Annotated in this window: 24 protein-coding genes; 17 read left to right on the top strand and 7 right to left on the bottom strand. The window is 30.7% G+C overall.

What is annotated here, in order from left to right; translation table 11 throughout:
• Nucleotides 1-9 precede the first annotated feature (9 nt).
• From plsY to OCU47_RS07525, 3 genes are all read right to left on the bottom strand, one after another.
• Nucleotides 10-606: a glycerol-3-phosphate 1-O-acyltransferase PlsY gene (gene plsY / locus OCU47_RS07515; RefSeq protein WP_261827979.1), complete on the bottom strand. Its 597-nt coding sequence runs from the start codon at nt 604-606 to the stop codon at nt 10-12.
• Between the two features lie 15 nt (nt 607-621).
• Nucleotides 622-1419: a multinuclear nonheme iron-dependent oxidase gene (locus OCU47_RS07520; protein WP_261827980.1), complete on the bottom strand. Its 798-nt coding sequence runs from the start codon at nt 1417-1419 to the stop codon at nt 622-624.
• A gap of 187 nt (nt 1420-1606) precedes the next feature.
• On the bottom strand, nt 1607-2590 hold the full coding sequence (locus OCU47_RS07525; protein WP_261827981.1) for a magnesium transporter CorA family protein: 984 nt from the start codon (nt 2588-2590) through the stop codon (nt 1607-1609).
• Nucleotides 2591-2849: 259 nt separating this feature from the next.
• Here OCU47_RS07525 and OCU47_RS07530 point away from each other — a divergent pair, with 259 nt between their 5' ends.
• The 10 genes from OCU47_RS07530 to OCU47_RS07575 all read left to right on the top strand — a co-directional run bounded on the left by OCU47_RS07530 (nt 2850) and on the right by OCU47_RS07575 (nt 11429).
• Nucleotides 2850-3437, top strand: a complete 588-nt coding sequence (locus OCU47_RS07530; protein WP_261827982.1) for a hypothetical protein — start codon at nt 2850-2852, stop codon at nt 3435-3437.
• A gap of 231 nt (nt 3438-3668) precedes the next feature.
• The gene (amrA, locus tag OCU47_RS07535; protein WP_261827983.1) at nt 3669-5078 is read left to right on the top strand and encodes an AmmeMemoRadiSam system protein A; all 1410 of its coding nucleotides are present in this window, start codon (nt 3669-3671) and stop codon (nt 5076-5078) included.
• 2 nt (nt 5079-5080) lie between these two features.
• Nucleotides 5081-6067 (top strand): AmmeMemoRadiSam system radical SAM enzyme, encoded by a 987-nt coding sequence (gene amrS, locus OCU47_RS07540; RefSeq protein ID WP_261827984.1) that lies wholly within the window; start codon nt 5081-5083, stop codon nt 6065-6067.
• Between the two features lie 230 nt (nt 6068-6297).
• Complete coding sequence (locus OCU47_RS07545; RefSeq protein ID WP_261827985.1) at nt 6298-7320, top strand: N-acetylmuramoyl-L-alanine amidase; 1023 nt, start codon at nt 6298-6300, stop codon at nt 7318-7320.
• A 122-nt stretch (nt 7321-7442) separates the two neighbouring features.
• On the top strand, nt 7443-7706 hold the full coding sequence (locus tag OCU47_RS07550) for a phage holin family protein (protein ID WP_261827986.1): 264 nt from the start codon (nt 7443-7445) through the stop codon (nt 7704-7706).
• Nucleotides 7707-7918: 212 nt separating this feature from the next.
• Nucleotides 7919-8425 (top strand): HdeD family acid-resistance protein, encoded by a 507-nt coding sequence (locus tag OCU47_RS07555; protein ID WP_261827987.1) that lies wholly within the window; start codon nt 7919-7921, stop codon nt 8423-8425.
• An 87-nt stretch (nt 8426-8512) separates the two neighbouring features.
• Entirely contained in the window at nt 8513-8842 is a 330-nt protein-coding gene (locus OCU47_RS07560) for a thioredoxin family protein (RefSeq protein ID WP_261827988.1), read from the top strand.
• 202 nt (nt 8843-9044) lie between these two features.
• Nucleotides 9045-9806 (top strand): NERD domain-containing protein, encoded by a 762-nt coding sequence (locus OCU47_RS07565; protein WP_261827989.1) that lies wholly within the window; start codon nt 9045-9047, stop codon nt 9804-9806.
• Nucleotides 9807-10049: 243 nt separating this feature from the next.
• The gene (locus tag OCU47_RS07570; RefSeq protein ID WP_261827990.1) at nt 10050-10715 is read left to right on the top strand and encodes a D-Ala-D-Ala carboxypeptidase family metallohydrolase; all 666 of its coding nucleotides are present in this window, start codon (nt 10050-10052) and stop codon (nt 10713-10715) included.
• A gap of 342 nt (nt 10716-11057) precedes the next feature.
• A complete protein-coding gene (locus OCU47_RS07575) occupies nt 11058-11429 on the top strand; it encodes a hypothetical protein (protein WP_261827991.1) in 372 nt (123 codons plus the stop codon).
• Between the two features lie 158 nt (nt 11430-11587).
• On the opposite strand, the gene OCU47_RS07580 is transcribed toward OCU47_RS07575, so the two are convergent.
• The gene (locus OCU47_RS07580) at nt 11588-11725 is read right to left on the bottom strand and encodes a hypothetical protein (RefSeq protein WP_261827992.1); all 138 of its coding nucleotides are present in this window, start codon (nt 11723-11725) and stop codon (nt 11588-11590) included.
• Nucleotides 11726-11877: 152 nt separating this feature from the next.
• Here OCU47_RS07580 and OCU47_RS07585 point away from each other — a divergent pair, with 152 nt between their 5' ends.
• The 7 genes from OCU47_RS07585 (at nt 11878) to arsB (ending at nt 20279) form a co-directional block, all read left to right on the top strand.
• Nucleotides 11878-13245, top strand: coding sequence for an MATE family efflux transporter (locus tag OCU47_RS07585; RefSeq protein WP_261827993.1), 1368 nt, complete (start codon nt 11878-11880; stop codon nt 13243-13245).
• A 117-nt stretch (nt 13246-13362) separates the two neighbouring features.
• A complete protein-coding gene (locus OCU47_RS07590; RefSeq protein WP_261827994.1) occupies nt 13363-15564 on the top strand; it encodes a DNA topoisomerase III in 2202 nt (733 codons plus the stop codon).
• Nucleotides 15565-15864: 300 nt separating this feature from the next.
• On the top strand, nt 15865-16194 hold the full coding sequence (locus OCU47_RS07595) for an ArsR/SmtB family transcription factor (protein ID WP_261827995.1): 330 nt from the start codon (nt 15865-15867) through the stop codon (nt 16192-16194).
• 35 nt (nt 16195-16229) lie between these two features.
• Nucleotides 16230-16616, top strand: a complete 387-nt coding sequence (gene arsD, locus OCU47_RS07600) for an arsenite efflux transporter metallochaperone ArsD (RefSeq protein WP_261827996.1) — start codon at nt 16230-16232, stop codon at nt 16614-16616.
• 23 nt (nt 16617-16639) lie between these two features.
• Entirely contained in the window at nt 16640-18388 is a 1749-nt protein-coding gene (gene arsA / locus OCU47_RS07605; RefSeq protein WP_261827997.1) for an arsenical pump-driving ATPase, read from the top strand.
• Nucleotides 18389-18778: 390 nt separating this feature from the next.
• A complete protein-coding gene (locus OCU47_RS07610) occupies nt 18779-19195 on the top strand; it encodes an arsenate reductase ArsC (protein WP_261827998.1) in 417 nt (138 codons plus the stop codon).
• A 22-nt stretch (nt 19196-19217) separates the two neighbouring features.
• Nucleotides 19218-20279, top strand: a complete 1062-nt coding sequence (arsB, locus tag OCU47_RS07615; protein WP_261827999.1) for an ACR3 family arsenite efflux transporter — start codon at nt 19218-19220, stop codon at nt 20277-20279.
• 81 nt (nt 20280-20360) lie between these two features.
• Here the strand turns inward: arsB and OCU47_RS07620 are convergent, their stop codons facing one another.
• The 3 genes from OCU47_RS07620 to OCU47_RS07630 are packed head-to-tail and all read right to left on the bottom strand — an operon-like array spanning nt 20361 to nt 22073.
• Nucleotides 20361-20861, bottom strand: a complete 501-nt coding sequence (locus OCU47_RS07620) for a GNAT family N-acetyltransferase (RefSeq protein ID WP_261828000.1) — start codon at nt 20859-20861, stop codon at nt 20361-20363.
• 52 nt (nt 20862-20913) lie between these two features.
• Nucleotides 20914-21543, bottom strand: a complete 630-nt coding sequence (locus tag OCU47_RS07625) for a class I SAM-dependent methyltransferase (protein WP_261828001.1) — start codon at nt 21541-21543, stop codon at nt 20914-20916.
• Nucleotides 21544-21581: 38 nt separating this feature from the next.
• A complete protein-coding gene (locus OCU47_RS07630; protein ID WP_261828002.1) occupies nt 21582-22073 on the bottom strand; it encodes a MarR family winged helix-turn-helix transcriptional regulator in 492 nt (163 codons plus the stop codon).
• Nucleotides 22074-22076 lie beyond the last annotated feature (3 nt).

Here is a 22076-nt window from a genome sequence, read left to right on the forward strand (position 1 = left end):
CTAAATAGGCTAGTTTTCTTGATGATTTATTATTCTAATTAAATTATCTTTATGCCTAAATATCATCAATAAGCATGCTATAGTAGAAGAGATAATTATGCTAATTTGTAAGTTCATAATTATAGACATTATAGGTATAGTTGCTCCTAATATGATGGATCTCATAGAAACTATATTTGTGAATTTACCTAGTATTAAGTGAACTACAACTCCACTGATTGTTGGTAGTGGAGCAATCAAGAAAAATGCTCCAAGGGTTGTGTTTACTCCCTTCCCACCATTAAAATTGAGAAATGGAGTATAATCATGTCCCAAAATAACTGCTATTGCAATTATAGAAACATAAGTAGCTTGTGTTATTGGTAATTCTATAATTTTTGATAGATACATACCTAGAAGTACTGGAAGTAATCCTTTTAGAACATCTATTGTTTGAGTAATGATAGATATTTTAGTTCCAGCTAGTCTTTTAACGTTTGTTGATCCTATATTTTTACTGCCTGTGGTTCTTATATCAATTCCATATAATCTTTTTATGATTAAATATCCTGTAGGAATTGAACCACATAAAAAAGCTAGTAAAACTGTTAAAGTTATATTAATCATATAGTTCCTCTTATTTTATATTTTTTTATTGCATATACTTTGCAATTTATTTAGTTGTTTTTCTAACGAATGGATGATTGTTTGCTGATTTTCACCAGTTGTTCCTATGTATTCCAATGAAACTACATATGGATTGGCACGTTTAAGTATCCATTCCAGTAATTCATAGTCCTCATCCTTCATAGAACCGTGAATATCGGCAGGAAAACCATTTTTATCATATCCAGAACCATTTACATGAATTTCTACTATTTTCTCAAGAGGAAGCTGCCCAATATAATCATATACATCCAAACCGTGATATTGGGCAGTAATTTTTGCATGTGATATATCCAGTAAGAATGCTACGTCATTATCTGAAAGCAACCTATCAATTTGTGCTGGCTTTACATAAGGATAATGATCATAGAGCGTTCTATCTTCTGGTGTATCAGGGATGTTCTCCAGCAATAAAGGAACAGATATACTATTTTTAAATAGTTGAATATTTTTGCACATTCTTTTATATATGTCCTCTTCGGACATACCTTCATACATATCTGAATTTTTCAGCGTAAGATGCAGACCATAATGAGGAGAATTGCAATCTTTTATCAATTTATTGGCTAAATCAAAATCTACAATTTCAATATTATTCATACCAGTACATTCGAAATAGCCTAAACCATGAAGCAAGATAGGATGAAGAGAACGCATTTTTTCAAATTCTTCATTAAAATTGCCATAGGCACCTGATTTAATATAATCTAACTTAATAGTATTCTTTTCTAAAAGTATTTCTAAAGATTTCGACCAATTGCAAGCAATATACATAGTTGGAATCACCTCTTACAAAAATGATATGACTTAGGGCGTCTAGAAATAGATAATAAGTTCAAATATTTTTTGCATATAAACTTATTTATTTTTCAAGATGCTTAAATACATTCTATAATTCATTATACATAATTATAGGAGGTTTGAATTAAATTTAAACTAAAATTTACATTTAGCTTGTAGGTTAGAACCATTTATCTCTCTTAACAACAAACAATATCCCAATTAATAATGTTGGAATAAATATCATTCCAAACACTATCCAGAAGGCTTTAGCATAACTGTGCATAGGAATACCTTGAACATTCATAGAAAAAAGTCCACTTACAAGAGTCATAGGAAGTATAGCTACTTGAATAATAGTAAAGGTACGCATTAGCCCGTTAATAGTATGATTTGTTAGTGATGCATAGGTACTATCAGCTGCTTCTATAACCTCTTTATAGTTTTCAAGCATATCCCATATTTTTTCTATTTTATCAGTTATATCATCAAAATATATATCCATATCCTTAGGAAGATATTTAAGAATAACTTTTTCAAGTGTCAAAGTAACAGGTCTTAGAGGCTTAATTACACTTCTATAATTAATTATTTGCATCTTTGTTCTTGATATATTTTCAAGCATATCTTTAGAACGATTAGTAAATACTTGTTTATTTATTTGATTGACCATATTTCCGATTTTATCAAGCATAGGAAAACAATAATCAAACAGAGCCTTTATTATCTCATATAGCAGAAGTGCAGAGCCTTCTTCCATATATTCTTTTCGAGCTTCTTCTTTGGTTTGGCAGTTATTGGCCAAATTTACTAAGGGCTTAAGCTCTCCCTCATGAAGTGTGACTAGATAATTCTTACCTATAAAAATATCTATTTCTTCAAAATCTAGTCTGAAAAGATCCTTTTTGTATCGAGGCAGATGAAGAACAATAAAACTATAATCTTCATAAGAATCCACCTTTGGTCTTTGATGTTCAGTCATGCAATCCTCTAGTAAAAGCTCATGAAAGCCATACATATCATTAAGCATATCAATTTCTTTTTTGCTAGGCATAATAATATCTATCCATTTAAGCTCATTATGTTCAATTATTTTTACAGAAGTAGTTAATTTTTTTAAAACAGCAGAGTGCTTTTTATCATTTTTAAATTGTAGAAAAAACATAATAATTTCCTCCAAAAAGTATGTGAGTATCATTAGTTAGTTTAATAGATAAAGTATATTACCTTGCTTTAGATAATTAATGTGTATTAGTTAAATTCTATTTTTATATGGTTTCTAATATTGTTAGTATGTGCATTAACTTTTAAAAATAATTAGAAAATATTATATTTTACAATTATTAGAGAATTCATACTCTAAAATTTGCGATTAAAATTTTAGAGTAATACAATGTTAATATATAAATAAAAGGGGAGAAAGCATGAAAAGCAATAAACAAACAAAAGTGGTAGAAAAATCAGATAGCCATATTATTATGACAATTAATTTAATATTATTGATTATAAGCATAATTGTAGGAATTATAGTAAGTAAAGTGAGTCCTTTTTTCAATGATTATCGTAGTGGTGTTTTGTGTATAATTTTTTTTATTACGATTTTCTATTTTGTAGGTGTGAACACAATAAAAAAATTGAAAAGTGATAAAAATACGAAGAAAAGAATCTTAAAATATATAGTAGCTGTAGTTGCTATTATTATCAGTTCTCCAATGATATTAATATTTTCATATCTAACCTGTACAACTATATACAATACAGTTGAATATGCAACAGGAGATATAAGATGCGACAAGTTTACAATAAGATCTCTGAGATTAGGTAGTGGAAGTTATGCCAATAGGATAGAAGGAGCTAAGGCAGCAAATTTAAATACAGGTGAGATGTTTAAATTTGATTGTGAGTTGCCAATTGGATCCTTAGCAAATGGGAAAACTTATTATATAAAATATATTCCACATACAAATAAGATACTAGTTGCTAATGAATATGAAGCTTCAAAGAGTAGATAGATGTATAGTGGTCTACTCTTTATTCTATTTTTGTACATTAATCAAAAGAAAGGTATACAAATAATTATGCTTAATGCATTTTAAATAGTTTTAGGATAACAAGAAAATAAATGTAAATGATAAAAGGGGACACACTTCTAGTAAAAAAAGTATTAACAATATAATCCTAATAATTATTTTAAAATTTAGGGATAATATAAGAAATAAACTTATAGCAAGGAGAATTTGTGTATGAATAATGTTTTGGGTTATTACTTAATGCCACATCCACCAATTATAATTCCAGATGTGGGAAAAGGTGAAGAAAGAAAGATTGAGAAAACAACAAATGCTTGCAATAAAATTGGAGCAGAGATATCAGATTTAAAGCCAGAAACTATAATAGTTATTACTCCCCATGCAACTATGTTTTCAGATGCTATAGCAATTTCTGATGAGGATAGAATATCTGGAGACTTAAGCCAGTTTAGATGTATGAATGTTAGAATGGATGTCCCAATTGACAGACAGTTTAATGAGAAGTTAAGTCTTGCTTGTCATTTTGAAGGAATACCAGCAGCTAAAGTGGATACAGATTTGCTAAGAAAATATAATCACGGTTTTAAGTTAGACCATGGAACTATGGTTCCTTTATATTTTGTGAATAAGTACTACAATGAATATAAATTGGTACACGTTACTTACTCTTTGATTGGAAATATGTCCTTATATAAATTTGGTATGGAAATAGAGAAGGTTGCAGAGGAACTTGGAAGGAAAACAGTAATAATAGCTAGTGGGGATTTATCTCATAAGCTTAAGGAAGAGGGACCATATTCATATTCCCCATATGGAGAGAAGTTTGATAAGGAATTTTTAGAAGGTCTTGAAAAGGGCGATGTAAATTCTTTGTTTAATATGGATAGCACTATGATTGAGGAAGCTGCACAATGTGGGTTGAATTCTGTGTATATTCTTCTTGGTGCAATGGAAGGAACGAAATTTAGAGGAGAACTTCTATCTTACGAAGGACCTTTTGGTGTTGGATATGGAGTAATGAGATTTGCAAGAGAAGATGAGGAAAGCAGTGCTTTAGATTTATTAATTAAATCTAAGGAAGAAAAAATGAGAAAAAAATTAAGTGAAGGCAATCCATATACAAAGCTCGCTAGGGAAAGTTTAAATTATTATTTTACTCATGGCAGTAAGATAAAGGATATTTCAAATTTACCTGCTGAACTTTTAAATAAAAAACACGGAGTTTTTGTATCCTTAAAGAAATTTGGCGCACTTAGAGGGTGTATAGGAACTATTGCTCCAACTACTAATTCCGTTGCAGAAGAAATAATAAGAAATGCTATAGAGGCAGCATTTAATGATCCAAGATTTCCTGCAGTGCATGAGGAAGAACTAGAGGATATAGACATTTCTGTAGATGAGCTTATGGATGCGGTACCAGCTACAAGGGAGGAGCTAGATCCTAAAAAATATGGAGTTATAGTTACAAAAGGATATAAAAGAGGTCTGCTATTACCAGATTTAGAAGGAGTAGATACTGTAGAAGAACAACTAGACATTGCTTGTAGTAAGGCCAGCATAGATAGTGGAGATGATTATCAAATAGAAAAGTTTGAAGTTATTAGGCACAAAGAAGGTGAGTAGCGTTGGAATCAAAAGTTTTATATTATGATAAGCAAGGAGAAAGTATTAGATGTAGAGTATGTCCACATAATTGTTTATTGGATGAAGGAAAGTTTGGTGTATGTGGAGTTAGAACTGTGAAGAATGGTGAACTTGTTGCAATAAATTATGGTGAGTTTACTTCAGCTGCAGTAGATCCTATAGAAAAGAAACCATTATATCACTATAAGCCTTCAAAAAGCATATTATCTTTTGGGAGTTTTGGGTGTAATATGACTTGTAGCTTTTGCCAAAACTATGAGATATCTCAAAGTAGACCAGCTACACAGTATATGAGTATAGAAAAATTAATTAACATAATTCCTACAATAGAAAACAATGTTGGAATTGCTTTTACATATAATGAGCCAATGATGTGGTACGAATATATATATGAAGCATCTAAGAAGATAAAGGAAAATAGCAATGATACAAGTGTGGTTGTAGTAACCAATGGCTACATAAATAAAGAACCGTTGCTAAAGCTTCTTCCTTATGTAGATGCTATGAATATTGATTTAAAGGGATATACCAATAAATATTACAACAAAGTATGTGGTGCAAGATTAGAGCCAGTACTTGAAACAATAAAAACAGCTAATGAGCATTGTCATGTTGAGATAACCACTTTGCTTGTAAGTGATGAAAATGATTCTGTAGAGGAAGTTAGAGAAATAGCTCAGTTTGTAGCAAGTGTTAATGAAAATATGCCTCTCCATTTAAGCAGATATTTTCCAAGATACAAAATGGAAAATGAAGAAACAAAAATAGAAAAAATAATTAGAGCAAGATATGAAGCTACAAAATATCTAAAATATGTGTATGTAGGTAATGTAGGAGGAGTAGATAACAACACATATTGTCCTAAGTGTAATGCTTTGCTTGTTAGAAGAGAGGGTTATAGCACAGAAGTCTATATAAAAGAAGATAAATGCAGTTTATGTGGTGAGAAAGTTCATATTATAATTTGAATTTAAACAGTGTCTTTATTTATAATGTAGAAATAAAGATGCTGCTTTTTATTATGAAAATATAGAATCAATTTTAATATAGATTAGAAATAGCAAAGAATTGTTTTAACAATACGCAATATCTCAAGCAGCCACATAATATATAAAGGTAGAACTAATTTAATGCTTTTAGGAAAGAAAAGTAATAAATTGCGCATTATTAGTAGAAAAAAATTATGGAGAGTGATATTGTGTATTTAGATAAAAGTCTTTTAATAAGTGGTGATGCAGGCCATAACTGTTATCCAGATAGTGGAGCAGTAGGAATAAGGGTTGAAGATACTTGTACAAAGGAAATCTGGTTATCTGTGCAAGCTAAATTAATATCCCTAGGATACAAAGTAAAAGATACCACTCCTTACAATCAAAGATTTAATTCAGTAAGTGGAAGTTTAGGATATAGAGTGAACTTGGCAAATGCAAGCGGCTCACAATTTCATCTTTGTGTTCACTTGAATATTGGTGGGGGTAAAGGTGTTGAAGCATGGATATCAGCTACAGGGGGAAGGGCAGAAGAACTAGCAAATCAGCTATGTAATTCAATTGCTGGCTTAGGCTATACCAATAGAGGTGTAAAAGTAGGAAATTTATATGTACCAAAGTATACTAATATGCCTTGTGTATTAATTGAAGTCTGCTTTTTAGATAGTCAAGAAGATATGAATAGATATAATGTAGATAGTATATCTAATGCTATAGTAAAAGCACTTACAAATGAAACTGCAAGTTCTGGTGGAAACAATCAAGGTGGGAATTCCGGCAATACAGTAGATCAGAAAACTGATAGTAATACAACCATAACTAGCAATGCAGTAATAGTGAATGATTGGTTGTATGTTAGAGATTCCTCAGGTAATATAATTCCAGGCAGGGTAGATGTAGGGGATAAAATTCAAGTTAAGGATGTACAGTATGGCAATGGATTAGCTTTGGTAAAGTACCCAGTGCCTTCTGGGACAAGAACTGAATTTGTTAAGAATGCTACAAATTGTATTTCATACTTCTACCAGAATCAATGGTCAAATGGAAGTACTTCAGAAATTGTTTATGAAGACAGTGCTTGCACAAAGCCTATAGGAAAGATAAATCCTTATGAAAAGGCCACACCATTGTGCAGGGTAAATGGCGTATTAAAGGTAGTTTACAACACTATTAAAGGAACTAACACAAAGAGTGGTTTTGTAAGATATAATGGTGGGTTTAATAAGTTTTAAAAATAGAGAGCATTTTGTTTTTATGTGATTAGAAAGAAATAAATTTTTATCAAAAAAAGATGAAAAAGTAGGATACTTTTTGTAGCTGGTGAATATATATATTTAAAGAGGAGGTGTTAATGATGGATATTCTAAAATTTGTGCCAGAGCAATTAGCAATTTTAATAGCTGCACTATATGTTTTGGGTATGTTCCTAAAGAATACTCCTAAAGTTCCTGACTGGACAATTCCTTGGATACTGTTGGTTGTCGGAATTCTTGGTTCAATAGGTCTAGTTGGTTTTTCACCAACAGCAATAATTCAAGGTATAATCTGTGCAGGAGCTACGGTTTTGACAAACCAGTTGATAAAACAAACTACTAATGGGATAAACGAAAGTAAGTAATAAAATTGAGGGTACACTTTACCAGATGGTAGAGTGTACCCTCTTGTAATATTAAGAAGTTTGTTAAAGTAAAGTGCAAATGTGACGTAAAGTAGTTGAAATTAGTAATTTATTTTAGTAGCATTAAATTTACATAAAAATAACTAAGATATAGTATTATTATTAATATTTTGAGGATACTATTAAGAAAAAACAGAAGAGGAGGCAAGAAAATGGAAGCTTTTTTAGGTAGATTATTTATTTTAGAAGGAGTAATATTTGCAGTTCTAGGAATTTTATTTTTTTTCAATCCCTTAGATTCTATTATAACATTATCAAATTTAGTAGCCATATTGCTCATTTTTGTTGGAATTATTTCTACTGTAAAGAAACCAAGAAAGATTTTTGCCAGTGTAATAGATATAATGTTTGGTTTAACTTTGTTATATATGCAAACTTATAGTTCTAATATACTAATAACCCTTTATGGAGCTTGGTCACTTATAAGAGGAATTTATTTATTATTTTTGTCCGTAAATACTGTGGGTGAGTTTACAAAATATAATCTTATGTACTCAGCAATAACTATTGCTTTGGGAGCAATAATATTATCCAATCCAGTTCTCGATTTTCTTTCCATGCCTTATGTAATTGGTGTATATTTTATAGTAACATCTGTATCAGAGTTATATATTGGGATGAATGTATATGGTAGAATATATCTTGATAAACAAGCATAAAATCTGAATGGCTAGGCTTTTTAGCTGCGAAATGATTAGCCCAATAAAAGATAAAATAGCAGTTGGGAGGAAGAATAAGGAGGATTTATGAGAGTATTAAGGTCTTTGGAAGAAATAAGTGAATTTACGCAGAAAAATAATCTATGTATGTTGTATTTCTCCAGTGAAAATTGTAGTGCCTGTAAACTTTTAAAAGATAAAGTTGAGAATCTAATTAATGAATATAAAAATATAGCCTTAGTTGAGGTAAAATCAGAAGAAACCAAAGGTATACAATCTGAGTATGGGATATTTACTGTACCTATAATTTTGTTTTTTGTTGAAGGGAAAGAAGCCTTTAGATCCTCTAAGTATGTAGGCATAGATGAAATTAGAGAAAAATTAGATAGATACTATGAGCTGTATTATAAAAGTTGATAGATAAGAGAAGTTGAACACCTAGAGGGTGTTCTTTTTTTGTATGAATTAATGGTGTGTAACCTTGATGTAAGATGTTTTTAGCACAAAATTCAGCATTTTAGTTTACACCGAACACAAATTCGAGTAAAATAGATGAGGATATAATAGCACTAGTACATAGGGCTACCTAATAAATTAATTACGAAGGTGAGCACAGAAGATGAACATTATAGTTGAATTAGTAATTAAGTTTTGGTACTTATGGTTTATTTTAATTGTAATATCAGTATTGAAGATTTTTAAGCCTAAGATAAACGGATATCTTGGAGAGAAATCTGTTGCAAGATCATTATCTAAATTAAATAAAGAAAGATATAAGGTTATAAATAATTTAATGTTGAGAGTTGGAGACAAGACAACGCAAATAGATCATGTGGTGATATCGAATTATGGAATCTTTGTCATTGAAACAAAAAATTATAGTGGATGGATTGTAGGAAATGAATTTGATGATTATTGGAATCAGATTATTTTTAAAAGGAAGGAGCGATTATATAGTCCTATAAAACAGAACTATGGACATATAAAAGCTTTAAAAGAAAACTTGCAAGATTTTTCTAATATTAATTTTATTTCTATAATAGTATTCACAACAAAAGCAGATCTAAAAGTTAATTCAAAAACAGATGTAGTATATACAACTAAATTGAAGAAGACAATTAAGAAATATAAAAATATAACTTTAAATAATGTAGATAAAGAAGAAATATATTCACAGTTAGTTTCATTAAACATTAATAATAAAGAAAATAGAAAGGCTCATGTGAAATTAATAAATGAAGAAATAAATCGCAGAAGTAATGCCTTGGACAAAGATAGATGTCCTAAATGTGGTGGGAAATTGATTTTAAGGAAAGGAAAATATGGAGAATTTAAAGGCTGTAGCAATTTTCCTAAATGTAGATTTACGTTAAAACTATAGATATTATTATCATTGAAATGAGTATTAGAACATTATATAAATGTGTTTTGTGATTTTTACAAGAATTTAAGGCTTTCAACACAACAATATGTTAGTTTTTGTAGTTGCATATTGATAGATAAATATAATTGTAAATATAAATAGATAAAAAATAATTTACAATATATGTAAATTATATTAAAATCTAATTGAGGTAAGATATTGATTGTGATGTTGGTAAATAAATTCTAAGGGGGAGTTAGAATGAAATTGACTCATCACAAAAAGCTATTAATAATGATTTTAGTTGTTTTTTCATTATTAATGGCACCAATGAATGTTGCTAAGGCAGCTACTGTTATCAAATATGGAGACAGCGGATCTGAGGTAAGAGTCTTACAACAAAATCTATCTAAATTAGGATTCTATTTGGGACCATCAGGTGCAGATGGAAGCTTTGGTCAGTATACTTTGGATGCTGTAAAAGGAATTCAATCTGCAAGCGGTATTACTACAGATGGTATTGTTGGGGCAGCAACCAACAGTAAGATTTCAGAATGGTTATCTAAATCTAGTGTTGGAGTAAGTACAGCTCATTTTTCTCAATCAGAGTTTAGATGTCCATGCTGTGGTTCATTAGGTGGAGGCATGAAAACTGCATTATTACTTAGATTGGAAGCTTTAAGAGCAAAACTTGGAGGAAAGGCAGTTACAGTAAATTCTGGATACAGATGTGCAAAGCATAATGCAGAAGTTGGTGGAGAACCAGGTTCTTATCATATGCAAAGTGTTGCAGCTGATATTCAAGTTTCAGGAGTAGCTCCATCTACAGTAGCTAGTAATGCTGAATCAATTTTTGGCAATGGTGGCTTAGGAAGATATTCTACATTTACTCATGTAGATGTAAGAGGGTACTATTCCCGCTGGTAGTAAAACAATAAAAACAATATTTCAATGACAGAAACTAACCCTTATCTTAGTTATATAAAAAAACATAGAGATGAATATAATTAAATTTTATAAACCGTAGGGTTTTGAGTTAAAATAGTAGGTTTAAGAATCTATTGGCTAGTGTTCAATTGATGGAAGATAAACTTATGAAAGAACTTAAAACCCTATTTTTGCGAGTTAAAAATTAGAAATAGATAACAATTTAATAAAAAAGAAGCTTTTTAGCTATTTTTTATTGATTATTATTAGTGCCCATAATATAATTAATTTATATAAAAAGGAAAGTTCCCACAATAAAATTAAGAAATAAGGAGGAGAAAAATGAAGTATTCAAATTTTGGTGAATTTATCAGTGCAAAAAGACATTCATTAAATCATAAGAGAATTTACATAGCAAATAAATTAGAACTTTCAGCAACCTATGTGCGAGATATGGAAATGGGAAATAGGCCTGCTCCAAATTCAGAATTGTTATTAAGACTTTTAGCGAATTTAAATATAGACAAAGATACTGATGAATATTTTGAAGCACTTGATTTTGCAGCAGAAACAAGAGAAGATATACCTTTAGACATTAAAGATTTTATAAGAGCAAATTCAGAAACCTTCTATCCTTTGTTTAGAAAGATGGCAGCTGGTGAAAATTGCAGTAAAGAAATAAGTGAATTAATGAATTTAAATCAAGAATTATAATACTAATAACATATAAGTTGGCAATGTAAATTTTGAGTTGCGTCATAAATTATACATTGCCAACTGTTTTTAAGGGATAACTTCAGTCCCTATTATCTGAAGTTTATGTTTTTCTAAAATAAAATGTATATTTCTAATATTCCTAAGATGGGAATTTACTATTCGATTTCGCATTCATCGTCTTTAACACGAATTTGTATTTTGATACAATCATTTTCAATTTTTATTCTCTTTTTAGTATGATCTTTTGAATCACGTACTTTAACCCTCATTTTCTTTTTGTTATGATGAGACATTGAATTCACCACCTACAAAGACTATTCCATAAATTATATGAATCATATGATAGCTTTGCTATATATATTTCAATTAATTTTTATTTAAGCACGATATGAATATTTATGGTACAATACTATTTATGACATAATACCTAGGGGGGGAATAACGTATGAAAAAGCAATCAAAAAGTGAACTTATATTGAATGGAAGTATGTATAAGGTTTTAATTACATTATCTGTGCCAATAATGATAAATAATCTTATCCAAACTTTATATAATCTTATTGATGGAATTTGGGTAAGTAAGCTAGGGTCAGTACAGTTTGCAGCAACTTCCTTTGTTTGGCCGGTTACATTTTTGTTTATATCTTTAGGAATGGGAATATCCATAGCTAACACAGCATTATTATCACAATTATTAGGAGCGAAGAAATATAAAGAAGCAAATAAATATGCAGCTCAAACTTTGGTGATATCAGTAATTATAGCTTTGATCTTTACTATAATTGGGTTTATAACAACTCCGTACATAATTAGATTCATGGGAGCAACAGGAGATTTATATAAATATAGCGTTACTTTTTTAAGGTTGAGTTTTTTAGATACAGTGGTAACTTTTATTTATTTTAATTTTAACTCTGTAATGAATGCTCAAGGTAATACAGTAACTCCAACTATTTTAAGTGGAGCTAGTGCAATACTTAACGCTGCTTTAGATCCTCTTTATATTTTTACATTTCATATGGGAATTGGCGGAGCTGCAATAGCCACATTAACATCTAAGATTGTCCTTGCAGCTGTGGCTATGTATATTATGTTCAAAAAGTCATCAGTAATAAAACCAAGATTAAGAGGTTTTAAATTTGACAAGGGAATTATAAAAAAAGTACTACAAGTAGCAATCCCATCTTCAGTTGGACAGTCTGGTTCAGCACTAGGGTTTATGGTACTTAATATATTTATTGCATCCTTTGGTACTTCAACTTTAGGAGCTTTTGGTATGGTTAATAGAATAAGCTCTTTATTAATGCAACCTCCAATGGGGATTGGAACAGCATTAACTTCAATTATTGGACAAAATTTAGGTAATAATAATGTAGTAAGAGCAAAAGAAGGATTTAAGAAAGCAGTTGTATTAACTCTTGTATTATCTATAGTTGGGGCCATATTTTTAATATGGAAGGATACAGCAGTTATCAGTTTCTTTATGCAATCTAGTGATGATCAAAATATGATAGCTCAAAGCTTAAGTTATCTATTCTTTACATCTTTAATGATGCCATTAATGGGATTGTTCAGCATATTCCAAGGAGTATTCCAGGGGTCTGGTCATACGAAATACTCAATGTTTATGGAAGTTGGAAGGTTATGGGCAGTAAGATTACCATTAATATTAATACTTAAGAACTTTACAAGTTTAGGACCTACAGGAATATGGTTTTCTATGAGTTTTAGTAATCTGATAATCTGTTTTTATGGTTTTGCAGTATATAAAAGAGGGAAGTGGCAGCATAAACTTATAAAAACTTCTGAATAAAATACTTTACTATTTGGTAATAGTTCTATACAATTTTATAGAAAGAAGTTTACACATGAATTCCCACAGGTATTTATAAGCGGGAAAAACAAATCATCGTTGAAAGGACGTGACTTAATGGGTCGTTCATTAGTTATAGCAGAAAAACCTAGTGTTGGAAGAGATTTAGCTAAGGTTTTGAAATGCAATGTAAATAAAAATAGTTATATAGAAGGAAATAAATATATTGTTACTTGGGCTTTAGGACATTTAGTTGGATTAGCAGATCCAGAAGTTTATAGTGATAAATATAAGAATTGGAGTCTGGAAACTTTACCTATGCTTCCAGGCAATATGAAGCTTATGGTGCTTCCAAAGACTTCAAAGCAATTTTATGAAATTAAGAAATTGCTTAATAGAGAAGATGTTACAGACATTATTATAGCTACAGATGCTGGACGTGAGGGAGAGCTTGTAGCAAGATGGATAATAGAAAAAGTAGGCTCAAAAAAACCAATAAGACGTTTGTGGATTTCTTCTCAAACTGACAAGGCTATTAATGATGGATTTAAAAATCTTAAGCCAGGAAAAGCCTATGAAAATTTATATAAGGCAGCAGTATGCAGAGCAGAGGCAGATTGGATAGTTGGTCTTAATGTTACTAGAGCCTTAACTTGTAAATACAATGCTCAATTATCAGCAGGAAGAGTTCAGTCTCCAACCCTAGCTATGATTGTGCAAAGAGAAGAAGATATTAAGAACTTTAAACCAAAGGATTATTATACTATAACAGCAAAAACTAAGGGGTTCTCACTTCAATGGATGAACAAAGATAATAATCATAGTACCTTTGATGAAAAGCTTGCTAATAGCATAGTTGAAAAGGTTAAGGGAAGAGAAGGGGAGATTGTCAGTGTAACTGAAAGCAACAAAAAGAAATACTCTCCAGCACTTTATGATTTAACTGAACTTCAAAGGGATGCTAATAGAATCTTTGGATATTCTGCAAAACAAACTTTGTCTATAATGCAAAGACTTTATGAAAATCATAAGATATTAACTTATCCAAGAACTGACTCAAGATATATTTCTCAAGATATAGTTGCAACTATTCCTGAAAGACTTAATGCTATAGCTACAGGAGTTTATAGAAGTGCAGCCAGTGAAATATTAAAGGGTAAGATTATTGCAAACAAGAGTTTTGTTGATGATAGTAAGGTAAGTGACCACCACGCTATTATTCCTACAGAGCAAAGACCGAATATATTAAATCTAAGCCAAGAGGAAAAGCATATTTATGATTTAGTAGTTAAGAGATTCCTAAGCATATTGCTTCCTCCATTTGAGTATATACAAACAAACATTGTGGCTAATATAAATGGAGAAACTTTTGTGGCTAAAGGAAAGGTTACAAAGTCAAAGGGTTGGAAGAAGGTATATGACAAGGATGTAGAGGAAGATGCAGCAAGTGAAGATGGTCTTCGTGATCAAGAACTACCGGCTTTAAATAAAGGTGATAAAATAAGCGTTACTTCTGTTCAGTTAAATAAATTGCAGACAAAGGCACCTGCAAGATTTAATGAAGGAACTCTTTTATCTGCAATGGAAAATCCTCAAAAGTATGTGAAGGTTGACAAGGATGCAGCTAAAACCTTAGGTGAGACAGGTGGACTTGGAACTGTTGCTACAAGAGCAGATATAATTGAGAAGTTATTTAATTCTTTTGTTATTGAGAAGAGTGGTAAGGATATTGTGCCAACTTCAAAGGGAAAACAACTTATAGAACTTGTACCAAATGAATTAAAATCACCTCTTTTAACAGCTAAGTGGGAAAGCGCCTTAGAGGATATCAGTAAAGGAAAACAAGATGCTCATAATTTTGTAAGAGATATGAGAAATTATGCTACAGCCTTAGTTGCAGCTGTTAAAATGAGTAACGATAAATTTAGACATGATAACATGACTGGAAAGAAGTGCCCAGTTTGCGGTAAATATATGCTTGAAGTTAAGGGCAAGAATGGTATCATGAATGTATGTCAAGATAGAGCTTGTGGACATAGAGAAAGCGTAAGTAGAAATACTAATGCTAGATGTCCTGAGTGCCATAAAAAGCTTGAGCTAAGAGGACAGGGAGAAGGACAAATTTACGTTTGTCCAAATGTAAACTGTAGTTTCAAGGAAAAAGCTTCATCTTTCAACAAGAGGTTTAAGAACAATGATTCTAAAAATACCAAGAGAGATGTACAAAATTATATGAAGAAGATGAAAAAAGAAGCAGAAGAAATGAATGATAATCCATTTGCAGAATTGCTTAGTGGACTTAAGTTTGATGATAAATAATTAAGAATTAGAGAATCTATTAATAACTGTAGCAGTTATAATAGGTTCTCTTTTTTTTATAGAAATTATAGTTTATTTCTGTTTTAGTTCTTATAGTATAGAGCAAAAATAATGTATAGTTATTTAAAGAAATTCATAATACTACTTTGTAGCAATAAGAATACTATTGTATAGAATAAGTATATAGATTGTTATATATTTATATTGGATAAAAATCGTAATATAAGTATATATGCTTGACACTACATAGACAATGTTCTATATTATATATAGATAACCATCTATATAGGAGGCGGTTTTATGGAACTAAATTATGATGATAATGCAAAAATCTTTAAAGCACTATCTGATTCAAGCAGATTAAAAATAATAGATATACTATCTTGTGGTGAGAAGTGTGCATGTGATATTTTAGAATTCTTTGATTTTACCCAGCCAACACTTTCACATCATATGAAGGTATTAAGTGATTGTGGACTTGTAGAAGTAAGAAAAGAGGGACTTTGGAATCATTATAGTTTAAATATTAATAATTGTAACAAGCTTACATTGTTCATGATGAATCTTATTACAGAAACAAAGGATTGTATTTGCAAGGATAAATCTAAATGTACTTGTAAATCAATATAATATAAAAATTTTAATTAAAAAGGAGTTAATTTAAAATGAAAAAGATGATAATATTTGATCCAGCAATGTGCTGTTCAACAGGAGTTTGTGGACCATCAGTAGATAAAGAATTATTAAGAGTTGCTACTGCATTAAATACATTGAAAAATAACGGCATATTAGTTGATAGACATAACCTAACCAACAACCCACAAATATTTGTAGATAACAAGGTGATAAATGAAATTTTAAACACTAAGGGTATAGATGCATTGCCTGTAACTATGGTTGACGGAGTAATTGTTAAAGAAGGCAGTTATCCGACTAATGAGGAATTTTGCAAGTTACTAGATATACCATTAGATACTTTAAAGCTTACTATAAAAAAACTTAATGTACAAAAAACTACTAAAAGCTGTGGCTGCAAAGATGGATGTTGCTAGTAGGTAGAAAGGAAGAGAACGTAATGATTAAACCATTTGATATAAGCAAAATAGTTTTGACGAAGTATTTATTTTTTACTGGAAAGGGTGGAGTAGGAAAAACTTCAACAGCTTGTGCTGTAGCTTTAAATTTAGCTGATGAAGGGAAGAAGATAATGCTTGTAAGTACAGATCCAGCTTCAAACCTTCAAGATGTATTTAATACAGAGTTAAATAATAAAGGAATTCAAATTAAGGAAGTTCCAAACTTAACAGTAGCAAATTTTGAGCCAGAAGCTGCGGCAGCTGAATATAGAGAAAGTGTGATTGCTCCATATAGGGGTAAGTTACCACAAGCAGTTATAGATAACATGGAAGAACAATTATCAGGTTCATGTACGGTTGAGATTGCAGCCTTTAATGAATTTTCTGGTATGATTACTAATCAAAAGGTATTTAATGAATATGATCATATAATTTTTGATACAGCTCCAACAGGTCATACATTAAGAATGTTACAATTACCTTCAGCTTGGAGTAACTTTATTAATGAAAGCACTCATGGAGCTTCATGCTTAGGTCAGCTTGCAGGTCTTGAAGAAAAAAAAGAAGTTTATAAGAATGCAGTGGATACTTTAGCTGATAAGTATAAAACAACCCTTATACTTGTATCTCGTCCTGAAAATTCTCCACTAAAAGAAGCAGAAAGAGCATCTAGTGAACTTCAAGATATAGGAATAAAAAATCAAATATTAGTTATTAACGGTATACTTCAAAATCATGATGATGAGCTTTCTACTGCTATCTATGAGAAGCAGCAAAAAGCTTTAAGTAATATGCCAGTTAAATTTAAGGATGTAGAGACTTTTCAGATTCCTTTAAGACCTTATAATATAACTGGTCTTGAGAATGTAAGAGCTTTATTGACAAAGGATTATATTAAAGCTAACGAAGAAACTTTAAATACTATTGATATACCAAAGCTAAAAAATGTTATTGAAGATCTTTATAATACGAATAAAAAGGTTATTTTCACTATGGGTAAAGGCGGAGTTGGAAAGACTACTATTGCTTCAGCTATAGCTTTAGGCTTAGCAAGAAAAGGTAAGAAGGTGCATCTGACAACTACTGATCCAGCAGCTCATTTAAAATTTGTTTTAGATGAAAGCTATGGTATCTCTTTAAGTAATATAGATGAAAAGGAAGAGCTTGAAAAGTATAGAGATGAAGTATTAGCAAAAGCAAGAGAGAATAATATGAGTGATGAAGATATTGAATATATTGAAGAAGATTTAAGATCACCTTGTACTCAGGAAATAGCAGTATTTAGAGCTTTTGCTGAAATTGTTGAAAGGTCAGAAAATGAAGTAGTAGTAATAGATACAGCACCAACTGGTCATACATTGCTGCTTTTAGAATCAACAGAAAGTTACAACAAAGAAATTACCAGATCAGAAGGAGATATACCACAATCAGTTATAAAGTTACTTCCTAAATTAAAAAATGAGAAAGAAACAGAAGTTATTATAGTAACTTTGGCTGAAACAACACCTGTTTATGAGGCTGTAAGACTTCAAGAAGATTTGGAAAGAGCAGAAATTCACAGTAAATGGTGGGTAATCAATTCAAGTCTTTATGCAACCAATACAACCAATGAAGTCTTAAAAGCAAAATCAAGCAATGAAATTCAATGGATTAATAAAGTTGATGAAATTTCAAATGGAAATTTCGCTATTATTGAATGGAAGGCTGATGAAGTTAAGGGTGAAAAACTTAATGAGTTGATAGACTAGTAGAAAATTTAACATCATCACTAATTATAAGTTTGTTAGTGAGATATCAAGTGAAACTTGATTCAGGTGGGGGGTGATCCCCATCTGAATCTTAGTTGAACTTACACCCTCAAGGGGTACCTCGTCCAGGAGCGTGCAGCCGTTATCTCCAACTTAAGCAAATAAGTGAAAGTCAAAATCTATGATTTGGTTACTTGAACTTAGTTAACTTCATTAAAATCAATTTAGTGTGAATCGGTTAAGCAGACATCTCAAATCTATGATTTGATGATGGTCGCTTACTCTGTGAGTACTCATCTGACTTTAGGAAGAGGAGTTTCATATAATATTGGAGTGTTACGGATGCTAGCTATCGGATAAATGAAGAAATATACATTTGGAGGAAAAGTTATGAAACCTAAAGTAGCATTTGTATGTGTTCACAATTCATGTAGATCACAAATGGCTGAAGCCTTAGGAACGCTTTATGGAGCTTCTATATTTGAAAGTTATTCTGCAGGCACTGAAACAAAGCCTGAAATAAATCAAGATGCAGTAAAAATTATAAAGGATTTATATAATATAGATATGAATGAGACTCAAAAATCAAAGCTTTTATCAGATATTCCTAAGGTAGATATAGTGATAAAGATGGGATGTAACGTTGTTTGTCCATATCTTCCAGCTAAGCATATAGAAGACTGGGGGTTAGAAGACCCAACCGGTAAAAACTACGATGAATTTATGAAAACTGCAAAAGAAATAGAAGCAAAGGTAAAAGACCTGGCTAGAAGAATTAATAACAATGAAATTAAATTAGATGAATAATTTTATATAAGGAGGAGTTGTTTTGAGTAATAAATCTTCAAGACTATCATTTTTAGATAGATATTTAACATTGTGGATATTTGCAGCAATGGCCTTAGGCATATTGTTAGGATGGGGAGTGCCATCAATATCTGAAAGTCTTTCGAAATTGTTTGTTGGTACCACATCAATACCTATAGCTATAGGACTAATAGTTATGATGTATCCACCACTTGCAAAAGTAAACTACAAGGAACTTGGTAAGGTATTTAAAAATCCAAAAGTTCTTGCATTATCATTGGTGCAGAATTGGATTATTGGACCGGTTTTAATGTTTATTCTAGCATTTGTGTTTTTAAGATCAGATTCAGCCTTAATGACTGGACTTATACTTATAGGACTAGCTAGATGTATAGCAATGGTAATTCTTTGGAACAGTTTAGCAGATGGAGATAGTGAATATGCCGCAGCATTGGTAGCATTTAATTCTATCTTTCAAGTAGTATTTTATTCTGTATTTGCTTACTTTTTTATTACAGTATTGCCACCTGTTTTTGGTCTTAAAGGATATGAAGTTCATATATCTATGGCAGAGGTGGCCATATCTGTTGCAGTTTATCTTGGTATTCCTTTTTTATTGGGAATGCTTACTAGACTTATATTGGAACCTATGAAGGGAACTGAATGGTATGTTAAGAAATTTGTCCCTAAAATTAGTCCATTAGCGTTAATAGCGTTATTATTTACTATTGTAGTAATGTTTATGTTTAAAGGAAAATACATTGTAGAGTTACCTTTAGATGTTATAAAAGTAGCTATACCACTTGTGATTTACTTTATAGTAATGTTTTCTGTATCTTTCTATATTAGTTATAAATCAGGTATAAATTATCATCAAACTGCTACTTTATCATTTACAGCAGCAAGTAACAACTTTGAATTAGCCATAGCAGTTGCAGTAGCTGTATTTGGAATTCAATCAAAAGTTGCCTTTGCAGCAGTAATAGGACCACTAATTGAAGTGCCTGTAATGATTGCCTTAGTAAATGTGGCCTTGCACTGGGGAAGAAAGTATTTTTCTTATTCTAAAGAATTGGATAAATAACTTCATTTTAAATGAGATTTAGTGAAGTTCAAAAAGATCTAATGATGCAAGTTTGCATCATTAGATCTTTTCTTTAGGTTCTTAGTCAAATTCAACTATTTTGCTTCTACGCTCCATTAACACTGTATCGTGCCATACACCATTATCCATCTTAGCAACCTTCTCTCTTACGCCAATTTCTCTAAAACCACATTTTTTATGCAATTCTATGCTGGCAGTATTTTCTCTTATAATTCCAGACTGCAATGTCCAGAAATTATTTTCTTCAGAGAGCTTAATTAAATTCGCCATAAGAGCTTTTCCAATTCCTAATCCTCTATAATTTTCTCCTATATAAATGCTTACTTCAGCTACACCACGATAAACACATCTGCTAGAAGTTGGACTTAATACAGCGAATCCAAGCACTTTGTCATTTGATTTAGCAACTAGTCTGCAAGTTTTAACATGTCCATTATCCCATTCTTCAAATGTTGGTATAGAATTTTGGAAGGTAGCAATGCCTGTATTAATGCCTTCAAGATATATTTTTGATACCTCATTCCAATCAGAATATTTCATTTCTTCAATTGTGTAATTCATAATATATTACCCCTTTAATAATAGTTTATAAATATTTATAATTATATGACGTTTAAATTTTCTCACCGTATGCTACAAATATGCTAATACTAGCCTTAGAACATCCACATTTAGAATCAGCACAGCAGTTACTTCCTACGCAATCTACAGTTACATTTTTAAAACCTGCTTCTTCAAACCAGTTTTTCATATCTTTTCTGTTAAAGCCCATCCAGACATCATATTGTTCAGTTTTTAAAAATTCAAAGTTATGCTTATCTAAGTCTGTAATTATAAGCTTTCCATTTGTTTTTAGAATTCTGTACATTTCTTTTAATACTACATTTGGATTTTCAATGTGATGTAAAAACATATTCGCAAATACATAATCTACTGAATTATCTCCAATAGGAATATTTTCCCCTACACCTTGAATGCATTTAAGATCGTTGCAGTAAGAAAACTTGTTATTTAATAAATTAAGCATTTCTTCTGATTGATCAATAGCTATCACTTTAACATTCTTTTCAATCAATCCTCCTGTTATAAATCCAGTTCCAGCACCAATATCGGCAGCTATTTTCCCTTCTTCAATATTAGCTCTTTTATAGGCAGCTAGTCTTACATCATTTGAAAAAAAGTCATTTCTCATAGAATCCCAATTGGATGCTACCTTATCAAAATAATCCTTACTTTGTTCCATTTTATTACCCCCAATATTTTTTAAAAGAAAAATCTTTTTTATTTCTTTGTATTATTGCATTTTGTGCTTGAATTTCCATTACAAAACTCAGATGAATTTTCATTTTTTTCAAGAGCATCAATAATGATATTTAATCCTTTGAAAACAGTTATCTGATCTTCTAAGGCTATTTGATTGAAAATACTTTTGAATTTATCATTCATTTTACTCTCAATATCATTGAAAAGAATCAATCCTTTTTCTGTTAACTTTATATCTACACTTCGCCTATCTGTTTCAGAGGTCATTCTAAATACAAAATCTTTTTTTACAAGACTGTCTACAGTTCTGCTCATGGTGCTAATATCTAGGTTTATTAAGTTTGCCAAATCCTTTAATGAAATATTTTTAGCACGCCCAATTTCAACTAATGCATGGCATTGAGCTAGGCTAACCTCTAAACAGCAGCTGTCCTGTTTGTTTAATAGTCCAAGTTTTCTTTCTAGCATTCTTATTAATTCTCTAAAATTTTTACTGTTAAGCTCGTTCAAAAA

The sequence above is a fragment of the Clostridium sp. TW13 genome (genome assembly GCF_024345225.1).
Lineage (GTDB): Bacteria > Bacillota > Clostridia > Clostridiales > Clostridiaceae > Inconstantimicrobium > Inconstantimicrobium mannanitabidum.